This is a genomic window from Coleofasciculus sp. E1-EBD-02 (genome assembly GCF_040218245.1).
Taxonomy (GTDB): domain Bacteria; phylum Cyanobacteriota; class Cyanobacteriia; order Cyanobacteriales; family Coleofasciculaceae; genus Coleofasciculus.
In genome coordinates this window covers 1-19,364 of the sequence record NZ_JAVJQN010000233.1, presented here as the reverse complement: position 1 = coordinate 19,364, position 19,364 = coordinate 1, and the positions used below count along the sequence as shown (strand labels likewise).

Below are 19,364 nucleotides of genomic sequence, written 5' to 3'. Positions count from 1 at the left end.
ATTTGTCATTCGTCATTTGTCATTCGTCATTTGTCATTTGGTCGGGGCGGGTTTTGCCGCCAAGCTAGCGATAACAATCAATATTAGTCCCTAAACCCGCCCCTACACACAGATGTCATGGCACCTCTCTACATGACTCCCCCAGCTCCCCCAGCTTCCCCAGCTCCCTCATCTCCCTCATCTCCCTCATCTCCCTCATCTCCCTCATCTCCCTCATCTCCCCCATCACCCCATCACTGAGACGATGACAGATTCGGACAAAACAGTTGCGGCTTCTGGCGCACCCCAGGAAATCCTAAAACCAATAACAGCATAAATGTGCGAGTACAGGTAAGGGCTGTAAACATACTAATCACAACTCCAATTCCTAGGGTAACGGCAAAGCCCTTAACTAAACCTGACCCTAGCCAAAATAGAGCCGCACACGCAATCAACGTGGTTAGGTTCGAGTCTAAAATACTGGAGAATGCTCGATAAAAACCCGATTCCACAGAGCGATATAGAGTTTTCCCCTCGCGTAACTCTTCTCGCGTCCGTTCAAAAATTAGCACATTCGCATCTACCGCCATGCCAATACTGAGAATAAACCCAGCAATTCCTGGTAGAGTTAACGTCACACCAATCAGGGCAAAGGCGGCTAGGGTGAGTAGAGCGTAGATACTCAGCGCCACATCAGCAATTAAACCGGGGAGACGATAGTAGATACCCATGAACACCAAGACTAAAATTAAACCGCCAATGGCAGCATAAACGCTGCTTTGAATACTGTCTCGTCCCAGGGTAGCGCCGACAGTGCGATTTTCCACGATTTCCACAGGTAACGGTAACGAACCCCCTTTGAGTTGGGCGGCTAAGTCACTCGCCCGTTGCACATCAAAATTCCCGGTAATCACAGCACTACCGCCACTAATCCCCGTTTCCGCGTATTCGGGACCCACCGTGGGGGCGCTGATTAGGGAGTCATCCAGGAAAATTCCAATACTGCGCCCGGTACCTGCCAAGTCTCTAGTCAGTTCAGCAAATCCTTGTCCCCCCGCCGCATCAAAACGGATGGCGACTTGCCAACCATTACCAGCTTGAGTCGGTTGCGCGAAGGCATCTTTGAGGTTTTTCCCGGTGACATTCGTCTTCTCAAACAATTCTGCGATCGCGGCGTTCGAGCGTTCTAAAGCGGCTTGATTTTCTGCGATCGCCTCTTCCTCTTGATCACCACCCTCTTCACTCTCCAGTAGAGCGGCTTGCTCAAATAGTAGTTGCTGACGCAATTGTTCTTCAATCGAAAGCTGGGCTTCTGTACCTGGTATTTGCTTGCGGAAATCAAGTTGTGCGGTTCCCCCTAGCACCCGTTCCGCCTGTTGCGGATCATTCACACCGGGGAGTTGTACTAATATTTGGTCGGAGCCAATAGTTTGAACTTGAGATTCAGAAACACCCAGAGCATTCACTCGACGGTCAACCACAGTTCTCACAGCCTCCAACTGATCCGGCGAAATTTCGGGAATCTCTTCTGTGGTTTTCACCTGAATTGTCAGTTGTGCGCCACCCCGTAAATCCAGTCCCTGCTGAAGAGGAATCTTCACCAGCACCACAATTGCCAGAATGATCAAGACTAGAATCAGGGCTACTAACGAACGCTGTCTTTGCATAACTGTGACCCGCCGCAACAAATGCTATCTTAACTCTGTTTCTTTCATATCTTGCACCATTTTCCGTAAGCCCCCCCATCCGCCAAGAACTTCAGGTCTTGACAAGCAAGCTACTGTCCAGGCTTAGTGGAGCGAAATCCATTCCAGTCAGCTAAAGCTGACTTTAGCTTTTAGCCTTGGGTTTGAACCCAAGGCGGTTTAAGGTGAGTGGTGCAAGATCTGAGTTAAATCTGAAGTGCCAACATCTTTTTTACCCCCTCTGCAATCTGCTGAGGTTGGACAATGGTCAAGCTTTCCAGAGTGCCATTATAAGGAGTGGGAATATCTTGAGACGAGAGCCGCAAGACAGGAGCATCCAATTCATCGAAGAACCGATCATTGATTGATGCCGTTACCTCCGCCCCAATACCACCAGTTTTCATGCATTCTTCCACCAGAATTACCCGATGGGTTTTGCGAATCGATGCGCCAATGGTTTCAAAATCCAAGGGCTTCAGAGAAATTAAGTCAATCACCTCTGGATCAAACCCTTCTTTCTCCAGGGACTTCACCGCTTGGGTGACATGGTGACGCATCCGCGAGTAGGTGAGAATGGTGACATCTTCGCCCTCTCGGACAACCTCGGCTTTATCCAAAGGTAGGACATACTCCTCATCTGGCAAATCTTCTTTTAAGTTATAAAGAAGAACATGCTCAAAGAACAAAACCGGATTATCATCCCGAATTGCCGCTTTGAGCAATCCCTTGCCATTGTAAGGAGTAGAGCAGGCGACAATCTTTAAACCCGGAACCGCTTGAAAATAGGCTTCTAAGCGTTGAGAATGTTCCGCACCCAGTTGACGCCCCACCCCACCGGGACCACGAATCACCATGGGAATTTTGAAATTACCGCCAGACGTGTAACGCAGCATCCCAGCATTATTGGCAATTTGGTTAAATGCCAAGAGCAAAAAGCCCATATTCATGCCTTCAATAATCGGTCGCAACCCCGTCATTGCTGCGCCCACGGCTAAACCCGTAAAACTATTTTCGGCAATGGGAGTATCTAGAACTCGCAGTTCACCGTATTTTTTATACAGATCCTTGGTCACTTTGTAGGAGCCACCGTAGTGACCCACATCTTCACCAAGCACGAATACCGCGTCATCGCGAGCCATTTCTTCATCAATAGCCGCACGCAACGCATTAAAAAAAAGTGTTTCTGCCATCAATACCTCATCAGAAGTGGCAAATGTCATCCTAGCATTGCCTAAGCAGCAGGGGAAGCCGGGGAGCGGGGGGAGCTGGGGAGCGGGGGAGCGAGTATGACATAAGACAAATATCTCTAACTCAAGCCAAGTTTAATTTTTTATTATAAATATTAAAGTATTGAGGTTTCATTAATTAATCAATTCCCATTAAAGCAATTAGAATTTCCTATTGATAAGTCATAGTAATAAATTTTGTTCATTGCTGCCTCTAGAGATTAGTTTTGCTTAAAAGGGATCGAAAAACTACAGATTTATGTATACTGAATGACTGTGTGAGTCATAACAGTGCATTCTACAGCAGAATTATTTTACATTATGCCATTTTTCGGACTAATTTGGACAACATCATGGGTAAGCTGTTTGCTGGCATCCAGCCAGGGTCTATTAAGAGTACCCGACTACATCACCAATGCTTTACCGACTAAAGTTTTATCCGTTGTTAACAGCCCACTCGAACAACCAATATCTCCTTTTTTTTCATCTCCAGTTTATTCAAACGTCTGGTCTAACAAGTCTTCAGTAACAGCACTTGCCAATTCAGGATTAGCTAATGATTTAGGCAGTTTACCATTTCCATTCGCCCAGACTGCTACTGTCGCAGCTCATCCATTCAGGGATACTGCTCAACCAGTTACTTGTCCAGCAAAGTCAGATTCCCTGGATGATGGGGGCAAATCCCAACCTAGCCATGATTCCTCATCGGCTTTAGGAAATTATTCATCTACCAACCATCTCTCAAACGCTAGTCTACCCCAGAAAATCTGGAAAATGATCGAGAATTTGTTTTCTTGGGGTCAACCTGTTGCATCCAAAGAAAAAACCTCGGCTGAATCCGTAGTCGTAATCAGCTCTCACTCTCAAACACGACCTCGTGGCAGAAATAAGAGTCAGGCAATAAGGGGAAAACGGGGCTTTTTGCAATATACCCAAAGGAGTAATAAATTAGAACATTCGGCTGAACAGCAGCAATTCCAGGTTGTGGTGAAAGGGCGAACGATTGCCCAATTGCCGACTCAAAAGCAGGCTGAACAAATGGCGCAAAGTCTCACGCTGTTGTTTTGTGACTCATCAGATGTATCTGAGATAGATTCATCGGTACGAGCTATCCTGTCTGATGGAATACCTGTAGTGAAAGCAGGCGATCGCGTATTATTTAAAGTGGATGATACCTTAGCCAAAGACTTAGATCAGCATCGAGAACTTCTGGCAATTGAATGGGCAAATAACTTGCGTCTAGCGTTAGGACAATCGCCATTAAGTTTGGCAGACGCCCAAAAGCAGATGTACAACTTAGTTGAAACATCAAGTACCATTGAAGGCATAGCATCTTGGTACGGACCCTATTTTCACGGTCGGTACACAGCTACTGGGGAAATTTACGATCAGCATGATTTGACGGCAGCGCATCCCACCTTACCATTTGATACCTATCTGAAGGTCAAAAATTTAGAAAATGGTCATAGTGTGATTGTTCGCATTAATGATCGCGGTCCTTATATTCCGGGTAGAACTCTAGATTTATCCCGACAAGCCGCTCGTTCTATTCGGAGTGAAATAGTAGGAGTTATTCCGTTTGAAGCTACACTTATGGAACCACGCGGAAGGATAAGGGATGAGGGATGAAAGAGATAATAAAAATGGGGAAGCTGGGAGAGCAAATGACCAATGACCAATGACCAATGACCAATGACCAATGACGAATGACCAATGACGAATGACGAATGACCAATGACCAATGACCAATGACCAATGACCAATGACCAATTCTTAACTTGGCGTCAGTGAAAGTTCAGGATGCTTGGTGGTTATTTGATTAATCGGAATAGCGATAATGAACTCTGATCCGACACCGGGTTGAGACCGACAAGTTAACTGACCCCCATGGTTTTCTACAATAATTTGATAGCTAATCGATAGACCCAATCCGGTTCCTTTCCCCAGGGGTTTGGTGGTATAAAATGGATCAAAAAGTTTTTGGCAGACGTCTGGACTCATCCCTGGACCATTATCGGCAATCCGAATTACAGCATGAGGTGTTTTTTGGCAATAACTTGCTCCAGGTTTCTCAATACTAATATCCTGCACCTCAGTGCTAAGTTTAATTTGATGAGGAGTCTTTCTACCTGAAGATTCCAATACATCTACAGCATTAGTGAGTAAATTCATAAACACTTGATTGATTTGCCCTGCATAACAATCGACTGGGGGTAATTTGCCATAGTCTTGAATCACCGTAATTTCGGGATGCTCAACGCTAGGTTTCAGGCGATGTTGCAAAATCAAAAGAGTACTTTCAAGTCCTTCATGAAGATCGGCGGACTTCATTTCAGTTTGGTCAGCTTTGAGAAATTTTTGTAGAGACAAAACCACCTGCCGAATCCGGTTAGCTCCGACTTTCATTGAATTCAGTAGTTTTGGCATATCTGCCATCAAGAAATCTAGATCAATGTCTGTGATTCGTTTCTGAATATCGGCTACGGGTTGGGGATAGTGAATGCCATAGAGTTCGACTAACTGCATTAAATCGCGCAGATAACAGATGGCGTAATCGATATTGCCGTAAATAAAACTGACAGGATTATTGATTTCATGAGCAACCCCGGCAACCACTTGCCCCAAACTGGACATTTTTTCTGTGTGAATCAGTTTGGTTTGAGCTTGTTGCAGCTTCTGTAATAAATCAGTGACGTAGTGAGTTTCTTCTGCCAACGCCACTTCTGTTTGCTGGTGCAGAGCGATCTCTTTTTTCAGCCGCTCATTGATTTGCAACAGTTCAGCCGTTCGTTTAGCGACTCGTTTTTCTAACTCATCATTCGTTCGTTCTAGGGTTTCCTGAGCGAATTGGCGTTCGGTAATATCTCGCGTTACCCTAGCAAAGCCCCGTAATTGTCCGTCTTCTCCCCGTAAGGCAGTAATCACAACATTAGCAAAGAATGTTGAGCCATCCTTACGCACTCGCCACCCTTCTTCTTCAACACGACCTTGCTGTGCAGCTATGTTTAAGCACTTGTCCGGTTGTCCCTGGGCGATATCCTCAGGGGTATAAAAACAACGGATATGTTGACCCAGAATTTCTGCGGCGCGATATTGTTTAATTCGTTCGGCACCCGGATTCCAGCTTACAATCTTACCCTCTGGATCGAGCATAATAATCGCGTAGTCTTTGACGCCATCGACTAATAAACGAAACCGTTCTTCGCTTTCCCGGTGTGCGGCTTCAGCTTCCCGGCGTTGGGTGTTATCGCGAGCAACCGCATAAATTTGGTTCTGCGTGTGACATAAGGTGATGTTCCATAACAGCCACTTATAGGAGCCATCTTTGCAGCGGTAGCGATTTTCAAACGAGACAATTTCCTCACAGTCCCTCAGCTTTTGCAGTTGCTTCAAGGTCATCTGCTGATCCTCTGGATGCACCCATTCAATCCAGGGGCGGGCTTTAAATTCTTGGCTACTATATCCCAGGATTCGCTCACACATCGGGTTAACTTGCTGCCAATAGCCATCAGGACTGGCAATGAAAAACAAATCAAGGGTCAGGGTTAAAAATTTGTCTTGATTGCTACAAAACTCATGATGCTTTTGTGTTGTATCTCCCTGAGACTTAGGGATAGGGGGTTCTGCCGTTTGGATGATCATCGATTACTTACCTGATTGATGAGACTCAATTGCGCGAGTGAGAGAAACTCAAAATGATACTACAGGTCTCTCAAATACCTAAACCGACTTAGCTGAGTCGCTATGTTATCTAGAAAAGCCAAATAACAGCTAGACCTCTGAAGTCTATCTATTTTTCGTCAAACGCTGTTGTGGTCAGGCAAGCAGATACACCCTTGAGTATGATAAAGCCTTTCGAGCGTTATTGCTAGTTTATTCTCTAATATATATTCTCTAAATATAGAAGGACAAAGGACAAATCAAAACTTAGACAATTAGCCAGGGAAGCCAGAGGGCTAAACTCAGCAAGCTGAGAAATAGAATCGGTAAAGTCAGAATCAGGCTAAGACGAATATAGTAAAACCAATGCAGGCGCAAACCTTTACGTGCTAAAACCTTGAACCAAATTAACGTTGATAAACTACCCAGAGGAGTAATTTTTGCTCCCAGGGTACATCCAATCACATTAGCGTACTCCATCATTTCCCGAATCGCTGGCTCAGTGGTTGTGTCGGAAATGGCTACGGCATTCAGCAACACAGTGGGTAAATTTTGAAATAAGTTTGACAGCCCAGTAGCCAGAAAACCTGTGCCGATGGCTGTCAGGGTTAACCCCCAACTGGAGAGGGCGTCTAGCTGATGGGTGATGACATGACTCATGCCAACTTGACCTAAACCGAGGACGACACCATACATCAGGACGCTAAACCCGATCAATTGCCAGGGAATTTCCTGCCAAACCTTGCCCACAGAAATAATCGGTGTGGTATTTGGGAGAAACCCGCGTCTCGCCAATCCTAGCAGAATCAACGCCGCGATCGCAGGCACGATCCAAGTCGGCAGAGAATGGTCTTGGGCAATCCAGTATGCCAGAGGTAGACTGGCTAAAATAAACATGCCCCATTGACAAACCAACGGATCACGAATGGCTTGGCGTGGTAGCGGCAGGTGAGTAATTTTATATCTGGCTGGAATGTCCCGATGGAAGTAGAACCAGAAGCTGGCTAAACTGGTTGCGATCGCGACGAATGTCACCGGGGTCATCACCAGACTATAGCGAAACCCGGAAATTTCGCCATAGTTTACCGCAAGCAGGTTGACCGGATTGCTCACAGGGAACAATAAGCTAGCCGCTTCAGTGATAAAACTAACCGTAAAGACAACGGCGAACACGGTTTTAGCCCTGAGGCGTAGTAAACAAAGGATCTCCATCACCGGAGAAATCCAGATTAATGCCATACCCACATTGGTTAAAACAATTGTTCCCAATGCTCCCAAAAGTCCGCACAAAAGGAAAAGCAGACGCCCTTGACCTATCCCCAAAACCGTTAATTGTAGCGCTAACCCTCGCCAAAACCCGGCTTCATCCAGAATCCGGCACAAAATGAGTAGGGCAATCAATGTGAGTATAGTATTGCCAACGGTTGCACTAACTCTAAGTTCGTCCATTAAGGACACATCGCTAACCAGAGTAAAAATCCCCCCTGTCAATGTACCCAATCCGATGCCCAATCCTCGCAGTTGCCAGATAATCAGGATAAGCGTGAACAGAAAAATCAATAGTGCCACAGAAAGAAGCCTGTTTAATCACTGATGACCCTTTAGCACTAATATTCTATGGTTTGTAGTCCTAATCCTGCCTTAATGTATATCCGTGATGCCACTGAGGTAGATTTGCCCGCGATCGTGGAAATTTACAATTCGGCTGTTCCCAGTCGCATTGCCACCGCCGATCTAGAACCTATCTCAGTTGAAAGTCGTATCAGTTGGTATCAAGAACATACACCAAACAGCCACCCTCTTTGGGTCATGGACTGCCATGAACGATCCAATTCTACAGGTCAAATTGCTGGTTGGCTCAGTTTTCAGGCTTTCTTAGTCCGCCCAGCCTACCATGCAACGGCTGAACTTAGCGTCTACGTGTCTCCCGATTTTCGGCGTCAAGGAATAGGACAACAACTGCTGCAACGCGCCATCAAACAGAGTCCTAAGTTAGGACTCAATACCTTAGTTGCCTTAATTTTTGCTCACAACCAACCCAGCCTACACCTCTTTCAAAAATATGGCTTCCAACGTTGGGGGTATTTACCTCAAATAGCGGATATGGGTCACATTGAGCGTGATTTGGTAATTATGGGACGTCGAGTGTGTTGATTTGTCATTTGTTATTTGTCATTCGTCATTTGTCATTTGTCATTTGTCATTTGTTAGGGAACAGGGAACAGGGAACAGGGAACAGGGTAATGGGCTATAGAAATTTTGTTTCCCAGCTTCCCCAGCTCCCCCAGCTCCCCCATCTTCCCCAGCTCCCCCAGCTTCCCCAGCTTCCCCAGCTCCCCCATCTTCTCCAGCTCCCCCAGCTCCCCCATCTTCCCCAGCTCCCCCAGCTTCCCCATCACCCCATCACCCCATCACCCCATCACCCCATCACCCCATCACCCCTGTTCCCTTGAATCACCTTCTCGACTAAATCAGGATGACGAATTCTGACCCAATCCGGAAACGCTAGATAAGGATCATCCGTTAGCTGGCGTTGTAAAAGCTCAATGATATCATCAACTTCATTGACCAAATCAAAGACAAAAATATTAAATTTCATCGTCTGATTGACATTGAAGTCTAGCGCCAGGAAATGTTCAATATCAATATCTTTACCTAATCCCAAAACAAAAAACTTGATATCTTTATGATTTCCAATTTTGCTACATGCTGAAGCAATACATTGAATAAATTGCTCTTCGTCATCAAATTTACCATCAGTATAAATAATAAAAAAGGCTCCTTTACCATTAGGTTTGCCTTCAGTTAACCAAGACTTAACACAATGGTTTAAAGTCGGAGCAACAAAGGTTTTGGTTTTGGGTTTATTTTTGACGAACAGCTTCCAAACTTGAGAGGCATCGTTAATCAAAATAGGTTTGGGTTTGACCCTTTCCCTGCTGAAGAAGTAAACAGAGACCCGATTGTCAGCCGGATAGCCCTGCTTCATTGCAATTTTTTCATCCGCTTTATTCCCGGATTCAGAACCAACTGACAAAATGGCGGCAATATGTCCTTCAACAACTTCTGCTAGATATTCATACCGAGTTTGATTTCCGGTATCTTCATCCTTTCTCACCATAGAACCACTTTGATCAATCAGGATAAAGATATCGCGGTTGTTCAGTGGAGAATCGGACACATCTTTAACCGTTAATCTCACTTCACTTGTCACGCGAATTTCTGTATCTTCGCGTTTCACTATCTTGTGATTATTATCATCTACAACTTCAGATGACCTTTGGTGAGTCACACTCAAAGTTTGCCGGGTTACAAGTTCAGGTTGATATTTAGCGAACAGCGCAATTAACTCTCCTCGTTTAGAACGCCGTTCATCAGGAAACTCATTTCTCAGCCCAAAAGCTGAACAGATATTCTCAACGTGTTTTCTCACCGTTGATGTTTCAATATGTAACGATTGAGCGATATCCTGATCCGAAACGCCAGCCAAGAGCAATTTCAGCACTTGCCTGCGTCGTGGTGTCAATCCCTCAAAGGCTTCGGTAAACTGCCAACGGTTCATGCTTACTCATGCAACTTAGATTGGTTTATTTTCATTTTGATGAATTCTGGATCAGTTTCCCAGTGTCTGAGTCTGCCAGGAAGAAAAAATCTGAGTGTATCCTGTTGGTTGGCAAAAGTAGGCGAATTTTGATTCTTCAGACGTTAAATTAGCGTATCATAGCACAAAAATAGTTATTTTGAGGCATAATCGCCACAATTTTTGTAATTCTTTGAGAAAATACTAAATTTTTCACCAAAAATCCCTTTTATGCGCTTTAATTGCATTTAAGCCAGTAATTGTCTGGCAAGCCTAACCCATTAGGATACCAAATAAGGTGTGACTATGACCGTTAAATACCTTACTACATTTGCCATCGCTTCACTTTTGAGTCTGGGATTAGCCACAGGTTGTAGCGCTCCCCCAGAAACGGATGATAGTACGACTATCGAGGAAACTGAGCCAGCTAACCCTGATAATGCAGCGACTGAAGATGCCGCTCCTGCTGCAACCGATAAGGCAGTCGAAGAGAAGGGCTGAAGATAAAGACATGTCTGACAAGGCAGACATGGAAAAGGCGACTGAAGATAAAGACATGTCTGACGAGACGACTGAACCTCAGGCTGAGGACGACACAACTTCTGAAACCACTCCTTAAGCTTCCCTAGGTTCAACTTAAAAAATTTTTATCTGTAGGGGCGCACTGACGTGCGCCCTTTGTTGTATAGCACTACGGGGATACTTTAGGACATTTCTCTGTTGCCTATTGCCTATTGCCTATTGCCTATTGCCTTTTCACCCAATTTTATTGTCCTAACCTCAATGCGTAGTGCTATATGCGGTATCTGTATTTCAGACTCATCAGCAAACGTTGGCAGCACAAGTTTCCTGAGAATGATGTAAACTTTTGTTAAGACACGATCAGAGGAACTTAATATGACCACCCAACTCGGCTTTGGCAAAGTCCAACCCAAACAGCAGAAAGCCAAGAAAAACAAAGTCAAACGGGCATCCGCTTCCCGCAAGTATGATGAAATGCAAAAGTCGGGATTACCGGAATTCAATATCTATGTCCGAATTAAGGGAGAGAAAAACTGGTTACCGGCTGGCTCAATAGCAGTGAATCGCAGCAGTCAAATCAACCAGGCGTTATTTCAGCAAGAAGAGGAGTTACTCAAAGGAGTATTTCGGCTATTCCCCAAACTGCGGAAGCGCCAAAGCGAGTTGGAATATGGTTATCGACTCAAAGAGTTTAAAGACGAACCTATCGTTGTGGCAACTCGTCCCCAAGCAACACCAGGGAATTTGATTCAATCCACTGTCAGCCAAGTTAAAGAACGTTTCTCATCAGTATTCCAGCGTAAGTAGGGTTTGCTGAATAAGTCTTGTGTTGAGGGGGAGCTGAGGGAGCTGGGGAAGCTGGGGGAGCTGGGGTACTGATGCGTGTGTAGGGGCGGGTTTCACAACTATCGTTTCTGACTTCACCCAGATTTAGCTAAATCCGCCCCAGCTCAGTTGCCACACATTTAAGGAAAGCTTGTAGTGAGGGAACCTTAGCCCTCTCCAGCTATGCGTTAGAGTACTAAAGTGCTTACTGCAAAGCCCTATTTTAGCTGGGTCACGCATAAACTCAATCCTTGCCTTCTACCACTCAAATTAATCTTCACGATGATAAGGATCACTGACGTCAAAAAATATTCTTGCTAATTATTTAATTTTCGCGCCTCACCGCTTCCCCAGGGAAGCTTCAGGCGTTAGTTTGATACAAGGCAAGCGGCAATAGCTGCTTGCCTTGGATCACCATTACATGCTGTTTCAGTCTGATTTTGTAACCCGATACGACTCATGATTGCCAATCCAACTGTGACTGAGAATCCATTACGCCGTGGCAAGGGACTCCCCCCTTTTGACCAGATTGAGCCAAACCATATTGTGCCTGCGATGACACAGCTATTAGCTGAACTCGAGCAGGAATTAGCCGCCCTAGAGGAAAAGGTAGTACCAACCTGGGACGGTTTAGTGGAACCCCTAGAAGCATTGACAGAACGCCTCCGGTGGAGTTGGAGCATCGTGAGTCATTTGATGGGGGTGAAAAATAGCCCGGAACTGCGTGAGGCTTACGAAACGGTTCAACCCAAAGTCGTTCAATTCATCAACAGGCTTAACCAAAGTCAACCCTTATACAAAGCCTTTAAAGCCTTGCAGGATGGGGATGAATGGCGTAGCTTAGAGCCAGCCCAAAAACGCATCGTAGAAGCCGCCATTCGAGATGCTGAACTGTCGGGTGTTGGACTTGAAGGAGAAGTGCGGGAACGCTTCAATCAAATTCAGATGGAGTTGGCGGAACTATCCACGAAGTTCTCCAACCATGTCCTAGATGCAACCAAGGCATTTAGCATGACCCTAACCCATCCAGACGAAGTAGAAGGTTTACCTCCTAGCTTAAAGAGTTTAGCCGCTCAAGCCGCCCGTGCTGCTGGGGAAGAAAAGGCGACTCCGGAAGCAGGTCCCTGGCGGATCACGCTGGACTATCCCAGTTATGTTCCGTTCATGCAACACAGTACCCGTCGGGATTTGCGGGAGAAACTCTATAAAGCCTTTGTCAGCCGCGCCTCTTCTGGGGAGTTGGATAACAGTCCCCTGATTGAGCGGATTTTAGAACGGCGTCAAGAAAAATCAGAGCTGCTAGGGTTTAGCAGTTATGCTGAATTAAGCCTTGCCAGCAAAATGGCACCGAATGTTGAGGCGGTGGAGGGATTACTGGAAGAACTGCGTGGCGCTAGCTACGATGCGGCGGTTAAGGATTTAGAGGCGTTGAAAGCGTTTGCGGCGGCTAAAGGTGTCCCCGAAGCCAATGAGTTGAAACACTGGGACATCAGTTTTTGGTCAGAACGTCAACGGGAAGAAAGGTTTGCCTTCAGTGCTGAGGAATTGCGTCCTTATTTTCCGTTACCTCAAGTGCTAGATGGTTTGTTTGGCTTAATCAAGCGACTGTTTGGGGTAACCATTACGCCTGCGGATGGACAAGCCCCGGTTTGGCATGAAGATGTCCGCTATTTCCAAGTTACTGATGAAACAGGAAGTGCGATCGCATTCTTCTATTTAGATCCCTACAGTCGTCCCGCTGAGAAGCGTGGAGGGGCTTGGATGGATGATTGCGTGGGGCGTGCCAAACTCACGGAAGCCGGGACAATGACGACGCGCCTACCTGTTGCCTATTTAGTTTGCAACCAAACGCCACCGATTGATGGTAAACCCAGTTTAATGACCTTTGGTGAAGTCGAAACCCTATTCCACGAGTTTGGTCACGGGTTGCAACACATGCTCACCAGAGTGGATTATGCTGGTGCAGCCGGAATTAATAATGTGGAATGGGATGCGGTGGAACTGCCCAGCCAGTTTATGGAAAACTGGTGTTACGATCGCCCCACGCTGATGGGCATGGCGAAGCACTACGAAACCGGGGAATCCCTACCCGAACATTATTATCAGAAGCTTTTGGCAGCCCGGACTTACATGAGTGGTAGTGCCATGTTACGGCAATTGCACTTTAGTTTAGTGGATATCGAACTGCACCACCGCTATCAGCCTGGTGGGGAAGAAAGTCCCAGCGATGTCCGTCACCGGATTGCCAAAACCACCACCGTGTTACAACCCTTACCGGAAGATTCCTTCCTCTGTGCCTTTTCCCATATCTTTGCTGGCGGTTATGCGGCTGGGTATTACAGTTACAAATGGGCAGAAGTCTTGAGTGCCGATGCCTTCGCCGCCTTTGAGGAGGTTGGTTTAGAGAATGAAACGGCTGTGGCGGATACAGGAAAGCGGTATCGGGATACGGTACTGGCATTAGGCGGTGGTGTGCCGCCGATGGAGGTATTCAAGCAATTCCGGGGACGGGAACCGAGTACGGAACCGTTACTGCGTCATAGTGGATTAGTTGCCGCGTCTTGACGGAATTGAGTCTGGTGCGATCGCGAAATTACCCTGTAGGGGCGACCCGCTGGCATTAATCAAAAATTCCATTCCACTCAATTGGATCGGGTCGCCCTCTTATTTAGGGTCTGCTGCAGGGAGTCTTGTGGTGGGGAGAGGGAAAGCGCGTAGCGCTATATGTGGGGACGCAAGGTTTGCGCTTCTAAATTTTGGTGTACCTAATCATTAACAAAATTAGCAATAACTGGGAAATGATCAGAGGGAAAAATTCCTTGCCATTTCCGATTATCAACCGTCAAAGTTTCTCGTCTCAGGCGACTATCGTAATAAATCGTATCAACAGCCGCAAACGCCTCACCTGTAAACCCATGAATACTCTGCTGTTTTTCCAATTCAACACCCGCCAAGGCATCCTGAAGAGTAATCGGATTAGTTGATGACTGAGATAAGATTTCCCGTGGTAAGCTACCGGGTTCAGCATTAAAATCACCTGTAAGGAAGAGATAGGTCGTGTCAGGATTGCAGTGAATCATGCGATCGCGGATTAGTCTTGCCCCCAGTTCCCGTGCTTTGGCACTGGTATAATCCAGATGGGTATTAAAACAGGTAATCGTTTTAGACACCTGCGCTACACTAAAGACTGCCCAGGTTGCCATTCGCGGTGCAGGATTTCCCCACTCAGGACTGATACTCCCAGCAATATCAGGCGTATCGCTTAAGTAAAAATCGCCATTATCCAGGCATTTAAGACGGTCTTGGTTATAGAAAATCGCACAATGTTCTCCTGTCCCTGTTCCCGTGCGATCGCCCCCAATACTTTGATAATTCGGTAAACGGCGATGTAAGTCAAGTAGCTGATGGGCTTTGCCTTCCTGTGTGCCAATGATATCTGGATGATACTCCTGAATCAGCGCCGCGATCGCATTACGCCGAATCCTCCAATCCTGGTTATCGGGATCTGGCTTATCGTAACGGATATTGAACGTTATGATTCTAATGTTCATTTGTTTGTCATTCGTCCTTAGTCATTCGTCATTTGTCATACTCAAGGAAGCGAGAAGCCAGCTACATAATTTGTTCCCTGGTCTCTATTCCCTATTGCCTATTCCCTATTACCTATTCCCTCTGTTCACAACTCAAATCGAATCATTATATAACATTTAGTTAACTTATAGTTAAGGCAAGGTTAAGCGCTTGTTAATATAATGGAAAGTAAGAGATTATGAGACAGGAGGTAAGATATGGCACAGTCCACATCATCCGATTCCGCACAGGTCAGTAAACAAAACTTTCTTTACCCTAGATGCCGCTATTACGGCAAGTTTACCCCAGAGGATCTAGCCTTTAATGCCAACTTGCAAGAGTTTGCCCAGAAAGTGTCCTATATTTCTGCCCTAGAAACTGGCGGTAAAATTTCCTCTGAACGAGCCTATGAGCAAGTACAGTCATTGTGGAAGCAGTTGAAATATAGTAAGGAATCCTTGGGCATTGGTCAAGCTAACCCCCCCAAAACCTAATAGATTTTGTATAAGACGGTCGTTTGAGAAAAACTGTGACACACAATGCTGCAATTTTAGTCATTGAAGATGAAGAAATTTTGCGGGACATTATCCTTAATGTCTTACAGGAAAAAGGGTATCAGGCAATTGGTACTGGGGATTCTCGCAGGGGCTTACTCTTAGCAAAAGAGTTAGTCCCTGATTTGATTTTGTGCGATATTCGGATGCCAAAGTTAGATGGGTATGAAGTTCTCAAAGCTTTACGTCAAGATTCAAGGACTAGGACTATACCCTTTATCTTTATTTCAGCAGAAAAAAGCCAAGTTGTTAGGAACCGAGGGCAACAGTGTGGGGCAAATGGTTATCTCGCAAAACCTTTTACAACCGATGAACTTTTAACGGTAATCGCTAATCATATTAACTTTTATCAGTAAACGATAATTTTTTTATGTCTATATTTATTGCCGATAACAGCGATTTATAATTACGAATTAGGGCGGGTTTTGTTGTTGATTTATCGGTGACAAGTTAAGTTAGTGGCTAAACCCGCCCCTACAATGGATCAGGATCTACACTGCGTAGTAGTGCTGGCAAAATGTCTACCAGAAACAATGAACCGACGCAAGAAACGCTACTCGCTGAGATTTCTAATCCGGAATATTCGTCAATCGCTTTCAGTATTCCGCTATAGTGGACGCGCCTTGAGGTTAGTGTGGACAACCAGTCACAGACTAACGCTGGTGCTAGCAATTTTAACCGTTATCGCGGGATTATTACCTGCCGCGATCGCATACTTGGGCAAGTTGATTGTGGATACCGTGGTATTGGCGTCTCAGTCAGGGTTAGCCGCCCATCGTTGGCTAGCGTTAGGCTATGTCGGATTAGAAGCGATCGCGGTTATGATACTGGCAGGAAGTCAGCGTGGTCAAACGGTTTGCCAGTCGCTATTGCGGGTATTATTAGCGCAACGGGTGAATGTGTTAATTCTAGAAAAAGCCTTAACCTTAGACTTACCCCACTTCGAGGACTCCGAATTTTACGACAAAATGACTCAGGCGCGGCGAGAAGCCTCCAGTCGTCCTCTGGCGCTAGTGACGCGAACGTTTGGACTGGTTCGGGATAGTTTGTCGCTACTCACCTTTGGCGGATTACTGCTGCAATTCTCAACCTGGGCGGTGGCAATATTAGTCATAGCTGCAATTCCTCCCTTTATCGCCGAAACGCGCTTTGCTGGCGTCGCCTTTCGCTTATTCCGGTGGCGTTCCCCAGAAACCCGCCAGCAGCATTACTTGGAAACCTTAATAGCTAGAGAAGATTACGCCAAGGAAATTCAGCTATACCAGCTTGGCGCAACCATGCTACAACGCTACAACGACACCTTCAGACGCCTTTACCGAGAAGATAGAGATTTGACCGTTCGTCGGGGATTTTGGGGTTACTTGTTAGGGTTGCTGAGTACGCTGACATTTTATGGGGCGTATGCGTGGATTGTCATCGAAACCATCTTTGGTCGGATTTCCTTGGGTGACATGACCATGTATTTAACCGTATTTCGCCAAGGACAATCTACCTTTTCCGCCATACTCACCTCTGTTGGCGGTATGTATGAAGATAACCTCTATATTTCCAACCTCTACGAATTTCTGGAACAAGAGGTTCCCCAATCTCAGGGGACAGCAACTCAGGGAATAAAACCGGGGGATGGGATTCGGTTTGAGACTGTGTTTTTTACCTATCCTGGAAGTCAAACCCCGGCACTAAACGGGATTGACTTACACCTGAAACCGGGAGAAAAGTTAGCCATTGTTGGCGAAAATGGGTCAGGAAAGACAACGTTGATTAAACTATTAACTCGTCTCTATACGCCAGATTCGGGGCGCATTTTGTTAGATGGGGTAGATTTACAGGAATGGAAACTTGATACGCTACGCCGTCGGATTGGGGTAATATTCCAGAACTTTGTCCGCTATCAATTTACCGTAGGCGAGAATGTTGGCGTCGGGGATGTAGACTATTTGCAAGATAAAACCCGCTGGGAAAATGCAGCAGAGAAAGGCATGGCGAAGCCGTTTATTGAGTCAATGCCAGACGGATTTAGCACCCAGTTAGGGCGATGGTTTAAGGGGGGACAGGAACTCTCTGGAGGTCAATGGCAGAAAATAGCCCTATCTCGTGCGTTTATGCGAACTGGTGCAGATATTTTAGTCTTAGATGAACCCACAGCCGCCATGGATGCAGAGGCGGAGGTACGAGTCTTTGACCATTTCCGCACGATTACCCAGAATCAAATGGTAGTCTTAATTTCTCATCGCTTCTCCACAGTACGCATGGCGGACAAAATTGTGGTGATGGCGGGGGGAGAAATAATTGAACAGGGAACTCATGAGGAATTAGTGGAACTTGGCGGACGTTATGCGCGGTTATTTGCGCTACAGGCGGCGGGATATCAATAGTTCATTTATCGGTGGGGAGGGCGGGTTTTGTTGTTTATTGATTAGTGACACCTTCAATTTAGTCCCTAAACCCGCCCCTACAAATCATTGATGATGAATAAATTCATATCATGTTCTGATGATTTCCTAGAATCCCAAACCTATACAAATAAAGATTTAAATCATTTTTATTAATAACATTTTACCAGAAATAATATAACCTATTGTAGGGGCGACCCGCTGCATAAATCAACAACACCCATTCTCTCAATTTTATCGGGTCGCCCTTTACCAAATTGGGTTGGGTTGTCTTAACCTGAACCCGGACAGGTTTTATTGTTTATTTATCGGTGGGGAGGGCGGATTTTGTTATTCATTGATTGGTGACGCCTTCAATTTAATCCCTAAACCCGCCCCTACAAATGATTAATGACAAATAAAATCATATCAGGTTCTGATTATTTCCTAGAATCACAAGGCTATAAAAATAAAGGTTTAAATCATTTTTTTTTAATATTTAACCCGCAATAATATAACCTATTGTAGGGGCGACCCGCTGCATAAATCAACAACCCCCATCCTCTCAATTTTATCGGGTCGCCCTTTACCAAATTGGGTTAGGTTGTCCTATCCTGAACCCGGACAGGTTTTATTGTTCATTTATCGGTAGGGAGGGCGGGCGCAAGTTGTTCCTTGATTGGTGACACCTTCAATTTAGTCCCTAAACCCGCCCCTACAAATGATTGATGACAAATAAAATCATATCAGGTTCTGATATTTGCCTAGAATCACAAACCTATAAAAATAAAGGTTTCAATCATTTTTATTAAAAATATTTAACCCGAAATAATATAATCTATTGTAGGGGCGACCCGCTGCATAAATCAACAACACCCGTCCTCTCAAATTTATCGGGTCGCCCTGTGTTTAAACCAAAGACAGGTTAATAGAACAGGTGCAAGATAGGAGAGAAACCTGTTTGTAGTCGTCGCTTTAGCGACGCACCCGTTTTAATGATTTTGTGTGAACTGCTTTAACTTCTTCTGGGCGAACTCCCGCACCTTCTCATCAGTATCATTTTCTGCCCTATCGCGCAATAATGTTAGCGTTTTGGGATGGTCAGGATATTGCTTGATGATTTTCGCAAGTGCTATTTTCCGAGGGTTGTATTCCCAGTCTTTCTCGCGTTGAAAAGGGTCATTGATAGCGCAATTGTACAATAATTCAAATAGCCACGGCTCATCTTTCCATCCTCCAGCTAATTCCTCTATCGCCGCACGTCGCACATTCTCATGAGCATCAGATTGAATCAGTTGTTTGAGCAGGGGTAAAGTATCTGGGTAATCTTTCCATCCTTTCGCTAATTCCTCTATCGCTGCACGTCGGATATCCCAATTATCATCAGATTG

16 protein-coding genes are annotated in these 19,364 nt (G+C 45.5%); 8 read left to right on the top strand and 8 right to left on the bottom strand.

Going from position 1 to position 19,364, the window contains the following annotated elements:
* Window positions 1-233: 233 nt before the first annotated feature.
* Both secD and RIC07_RS34645 read right to left on the bottom strand, forming a co-directional pair.
* Window positions 234-1,646 carry a protein translocase subunit SecD gene (gene secD, locus RIC07_RS34650; RefSeq protein ID WP_446398482.1) on the bottom strand — a complete coding sequence of 471 codons (1,413 nt, stop codon included), beginning with the start codon at window positions 1,644-1,646 and terminating at the stop codon, window positions 234-236.
* A gap of 224 nt (window positions 1,647-1,870) precedes the next feature.
* Window positions 1,871-2,854 carry a pyruvate dehydrogenase complex E1 component subunit beta gene (locus RIC07_RS34645; protein WP_446382826.1) on the bottom strand — a complete coding sequence of 328 codons (984 nt, stop codon included), beginning with the start codon at window positions 2,852-2,854 and terminating at the stop codon, window positions 1,871-1,873.
* A 327-nt stretch (window positions 2,855-3,181) separates the two neighbouring features.
* Between RIC07_RS34645 and RIC07_RS34640 the strand changes: the two genes are divergently transcribed.
* On the top strand, window positions 3,182-4,519 hold the full coding sequence (locus RIC07_RS34640; protein ID WP_446398481.1) for a septal ring lytic transglycosylase RlpA family protein: 1,338 nt from the start codon (window positions 3,182-3,184) through the stop codon (window positions 4,517-4,519).
* A 144-nt stretch (window positions 4,520-4,663) separates the two neighbouring features.
* Here the strand turns inward: RIC07_RS34640 and RIC07_RS34635 are convergent, their stop codons facing one another.
* Both RIC07_RS34635 and RIC07_RS34630 read right to left on the bottom strand, forming a co-directional pair.
* Window positions 4,664-6,532 (bottom strand): PAS domain-containing sensor histidine kinase, encoded by a 1,869-nt coding sequence (locus tag RIC07_RS34635; protein WP_446398480.1) that lies wholly within the window; start codon window positions 6,530-6,532, stop codon window positions 4,664-4,666.
* A 285-nt stretch (window positions 6,533-6,817) separates the two neighbouring features.
* Window positions 6,818-8,119, bottom strand: a complete 1,302-nt coding sequence (locus tag RIC07_RS34630; protein ID WP_446398479.1) for an ArsB/NhaD family transporter — start codon at window positions 8,117-8,119, stop codon at window positions 6,818-6,820.
* Window positions 8,120-8,167: 48 nt separating this feature from the next.
* Here RIC07_RS34630 and RIC07_RS34625 point away from each other — a divergent pair, with 48 nt between their 5' ends.
* Entirely contained in the window at window positions 8,168-8,704 is a 537-nt protein-coding gene (locus tag RIC07_RS34625) for an N-acetyltransferase family protein (RefSeq protein WP_446398478.1), read from the top strand.
* Window positions 8,705-8,757: 53 nt separating this feature from the next.
* Here RIC07_RS34625 and RIC07_RS34620 read toward each other — a convergent pair whose 3' ends face one another.
* A complete protein-coding gene (locus RIC07_RS34620; RefSeq protein WP_446398477.1) occupies window positions 8,758-8,946 on the bottom strand; it encodes a hypothetical protein in 189 nt (62 codons plus the stop codon).
* Window positions 8,947-8,969: 23 nt separating this feature from the next.
* Window positions 8,970-10,112, bottom strand: coding sequence for a LuxR C-terminal-related transcriptional regulator (locus RIC07_RS34615; RefSeq protein ID WP_446398476.1), 1,143 nt, complete (start codon window positions 10,110-10,112; stop codon window positions 8,970-8,972).
* A 324-nt stretch (window positions 10,113-10,436) separates the two neighbouring features.
* On the opposite strand from RIC07_RS34615, the gene RIC07_RS34610 reads away from it, so the two are divergent.
* From RIC07_RS34610 to RIC07_RS34600, 3 genes are all read left to right on the top strand, one after another.
* Entirely contained in the window at window positions 10,437-10,631 is a 195-nt protein-coding gene (locus tag RIC07_RS34610) for a hypothetical protein (protein WP_446398475.1), read from the top strand.
* Between the two features lie 396 nt (window positions 10,632-11,027).
* Entirely contained in the window at window positions 11,028-11,459 is a 432-nt protein-coding gene (locus RIC07_RS34605) for an HHL1-like protein (RefSeq protein ID WP_446398474.1), read from the top strand.
* A 477-nt stretch (window positions 11,460-11,936) separates the two neighbouring features.
* Complete coding sequence (locus RIC07_RS34600) at window positions 11,937-14,042, top strand: M3 family metallopeptidase (protein WP_446398473.1); 2,106 nt, start codon at window positions 11,937-11,939, stop codon at window positions 14,040-14,042.
* Between the two features lie 200 nt (window positions 14,043-14,242).
* Here RIC07_RS34600 and RIC07_RS34595 read toward each other — a convergent pair whose 3' ends face one another.
* Entirely contained in the window at window positions 14,243-15,028 is a 786-nt protein-coding gene (locus RIC07_RS34595) for an endonuclease/exonuclease/phosphatase family protein (RefSeq protein WP_446398472.1), read from the bottom strand.
* Window positions 15,029-15,265: 237 nt separating this feature from the next.
* Here RIC07_RS34595 and RIC07_RS34590 point away from each other — a divergent pair, with 237 nt between their 5' ends.
* From RIC07_RS34590 to RIC07_RS34580, 3 genes are all read left to right on the top strand, one after another.
* On the top strand, window positions 15,266-15,541 hold the full coding sequence (locus RIC07_RS34590) for a DUF7219 family protein (protein WP_006099757.1): 276 nt from the start codon (window positions 15,266-15,268) through the stop codon (window positions 15,539-15,541).
* A gap of 35 nt (window positions 15,542-15,576) precedes the next feature.
* Window positions 15,577-15,957, top strand: coding sequence for a response regulator (locus RIC07_RS34585; RefSeq protein ID WP_446398471.1), 381 nt, complete (start codon window positions 15,577-15,579; stop codon window positions 15,955-15,957).
* A gap of 177 nt (window positions 15,958-16,134) precedes the next feature.
* Window positions 16,135-17,976 (top strand): ABC transporter ATP-binding protein, encoded by a 1,842-nt coding sequence (locus tag RIC07_RS34580; RefSeq protein ID WP_446398470.1) that lies wholly within the window; start codon window positions 16,135-16,137, stop codon window positions 17,974-17,976.
* Between the two features lie 989 nt (window positions 17,977-18,965).
* Here RIC07_RS34580 and RIC07_RS34575 read toward each other — a convergent pair.
* A partial coding sequence (locus RIC07_RS34575; RefSeq protein WP_446398469.1) for a HEAT repeat domain-containing protein occupies window positions 18,966-19,364 on the bottom strand: 399 nt, incomplete at its 5' end.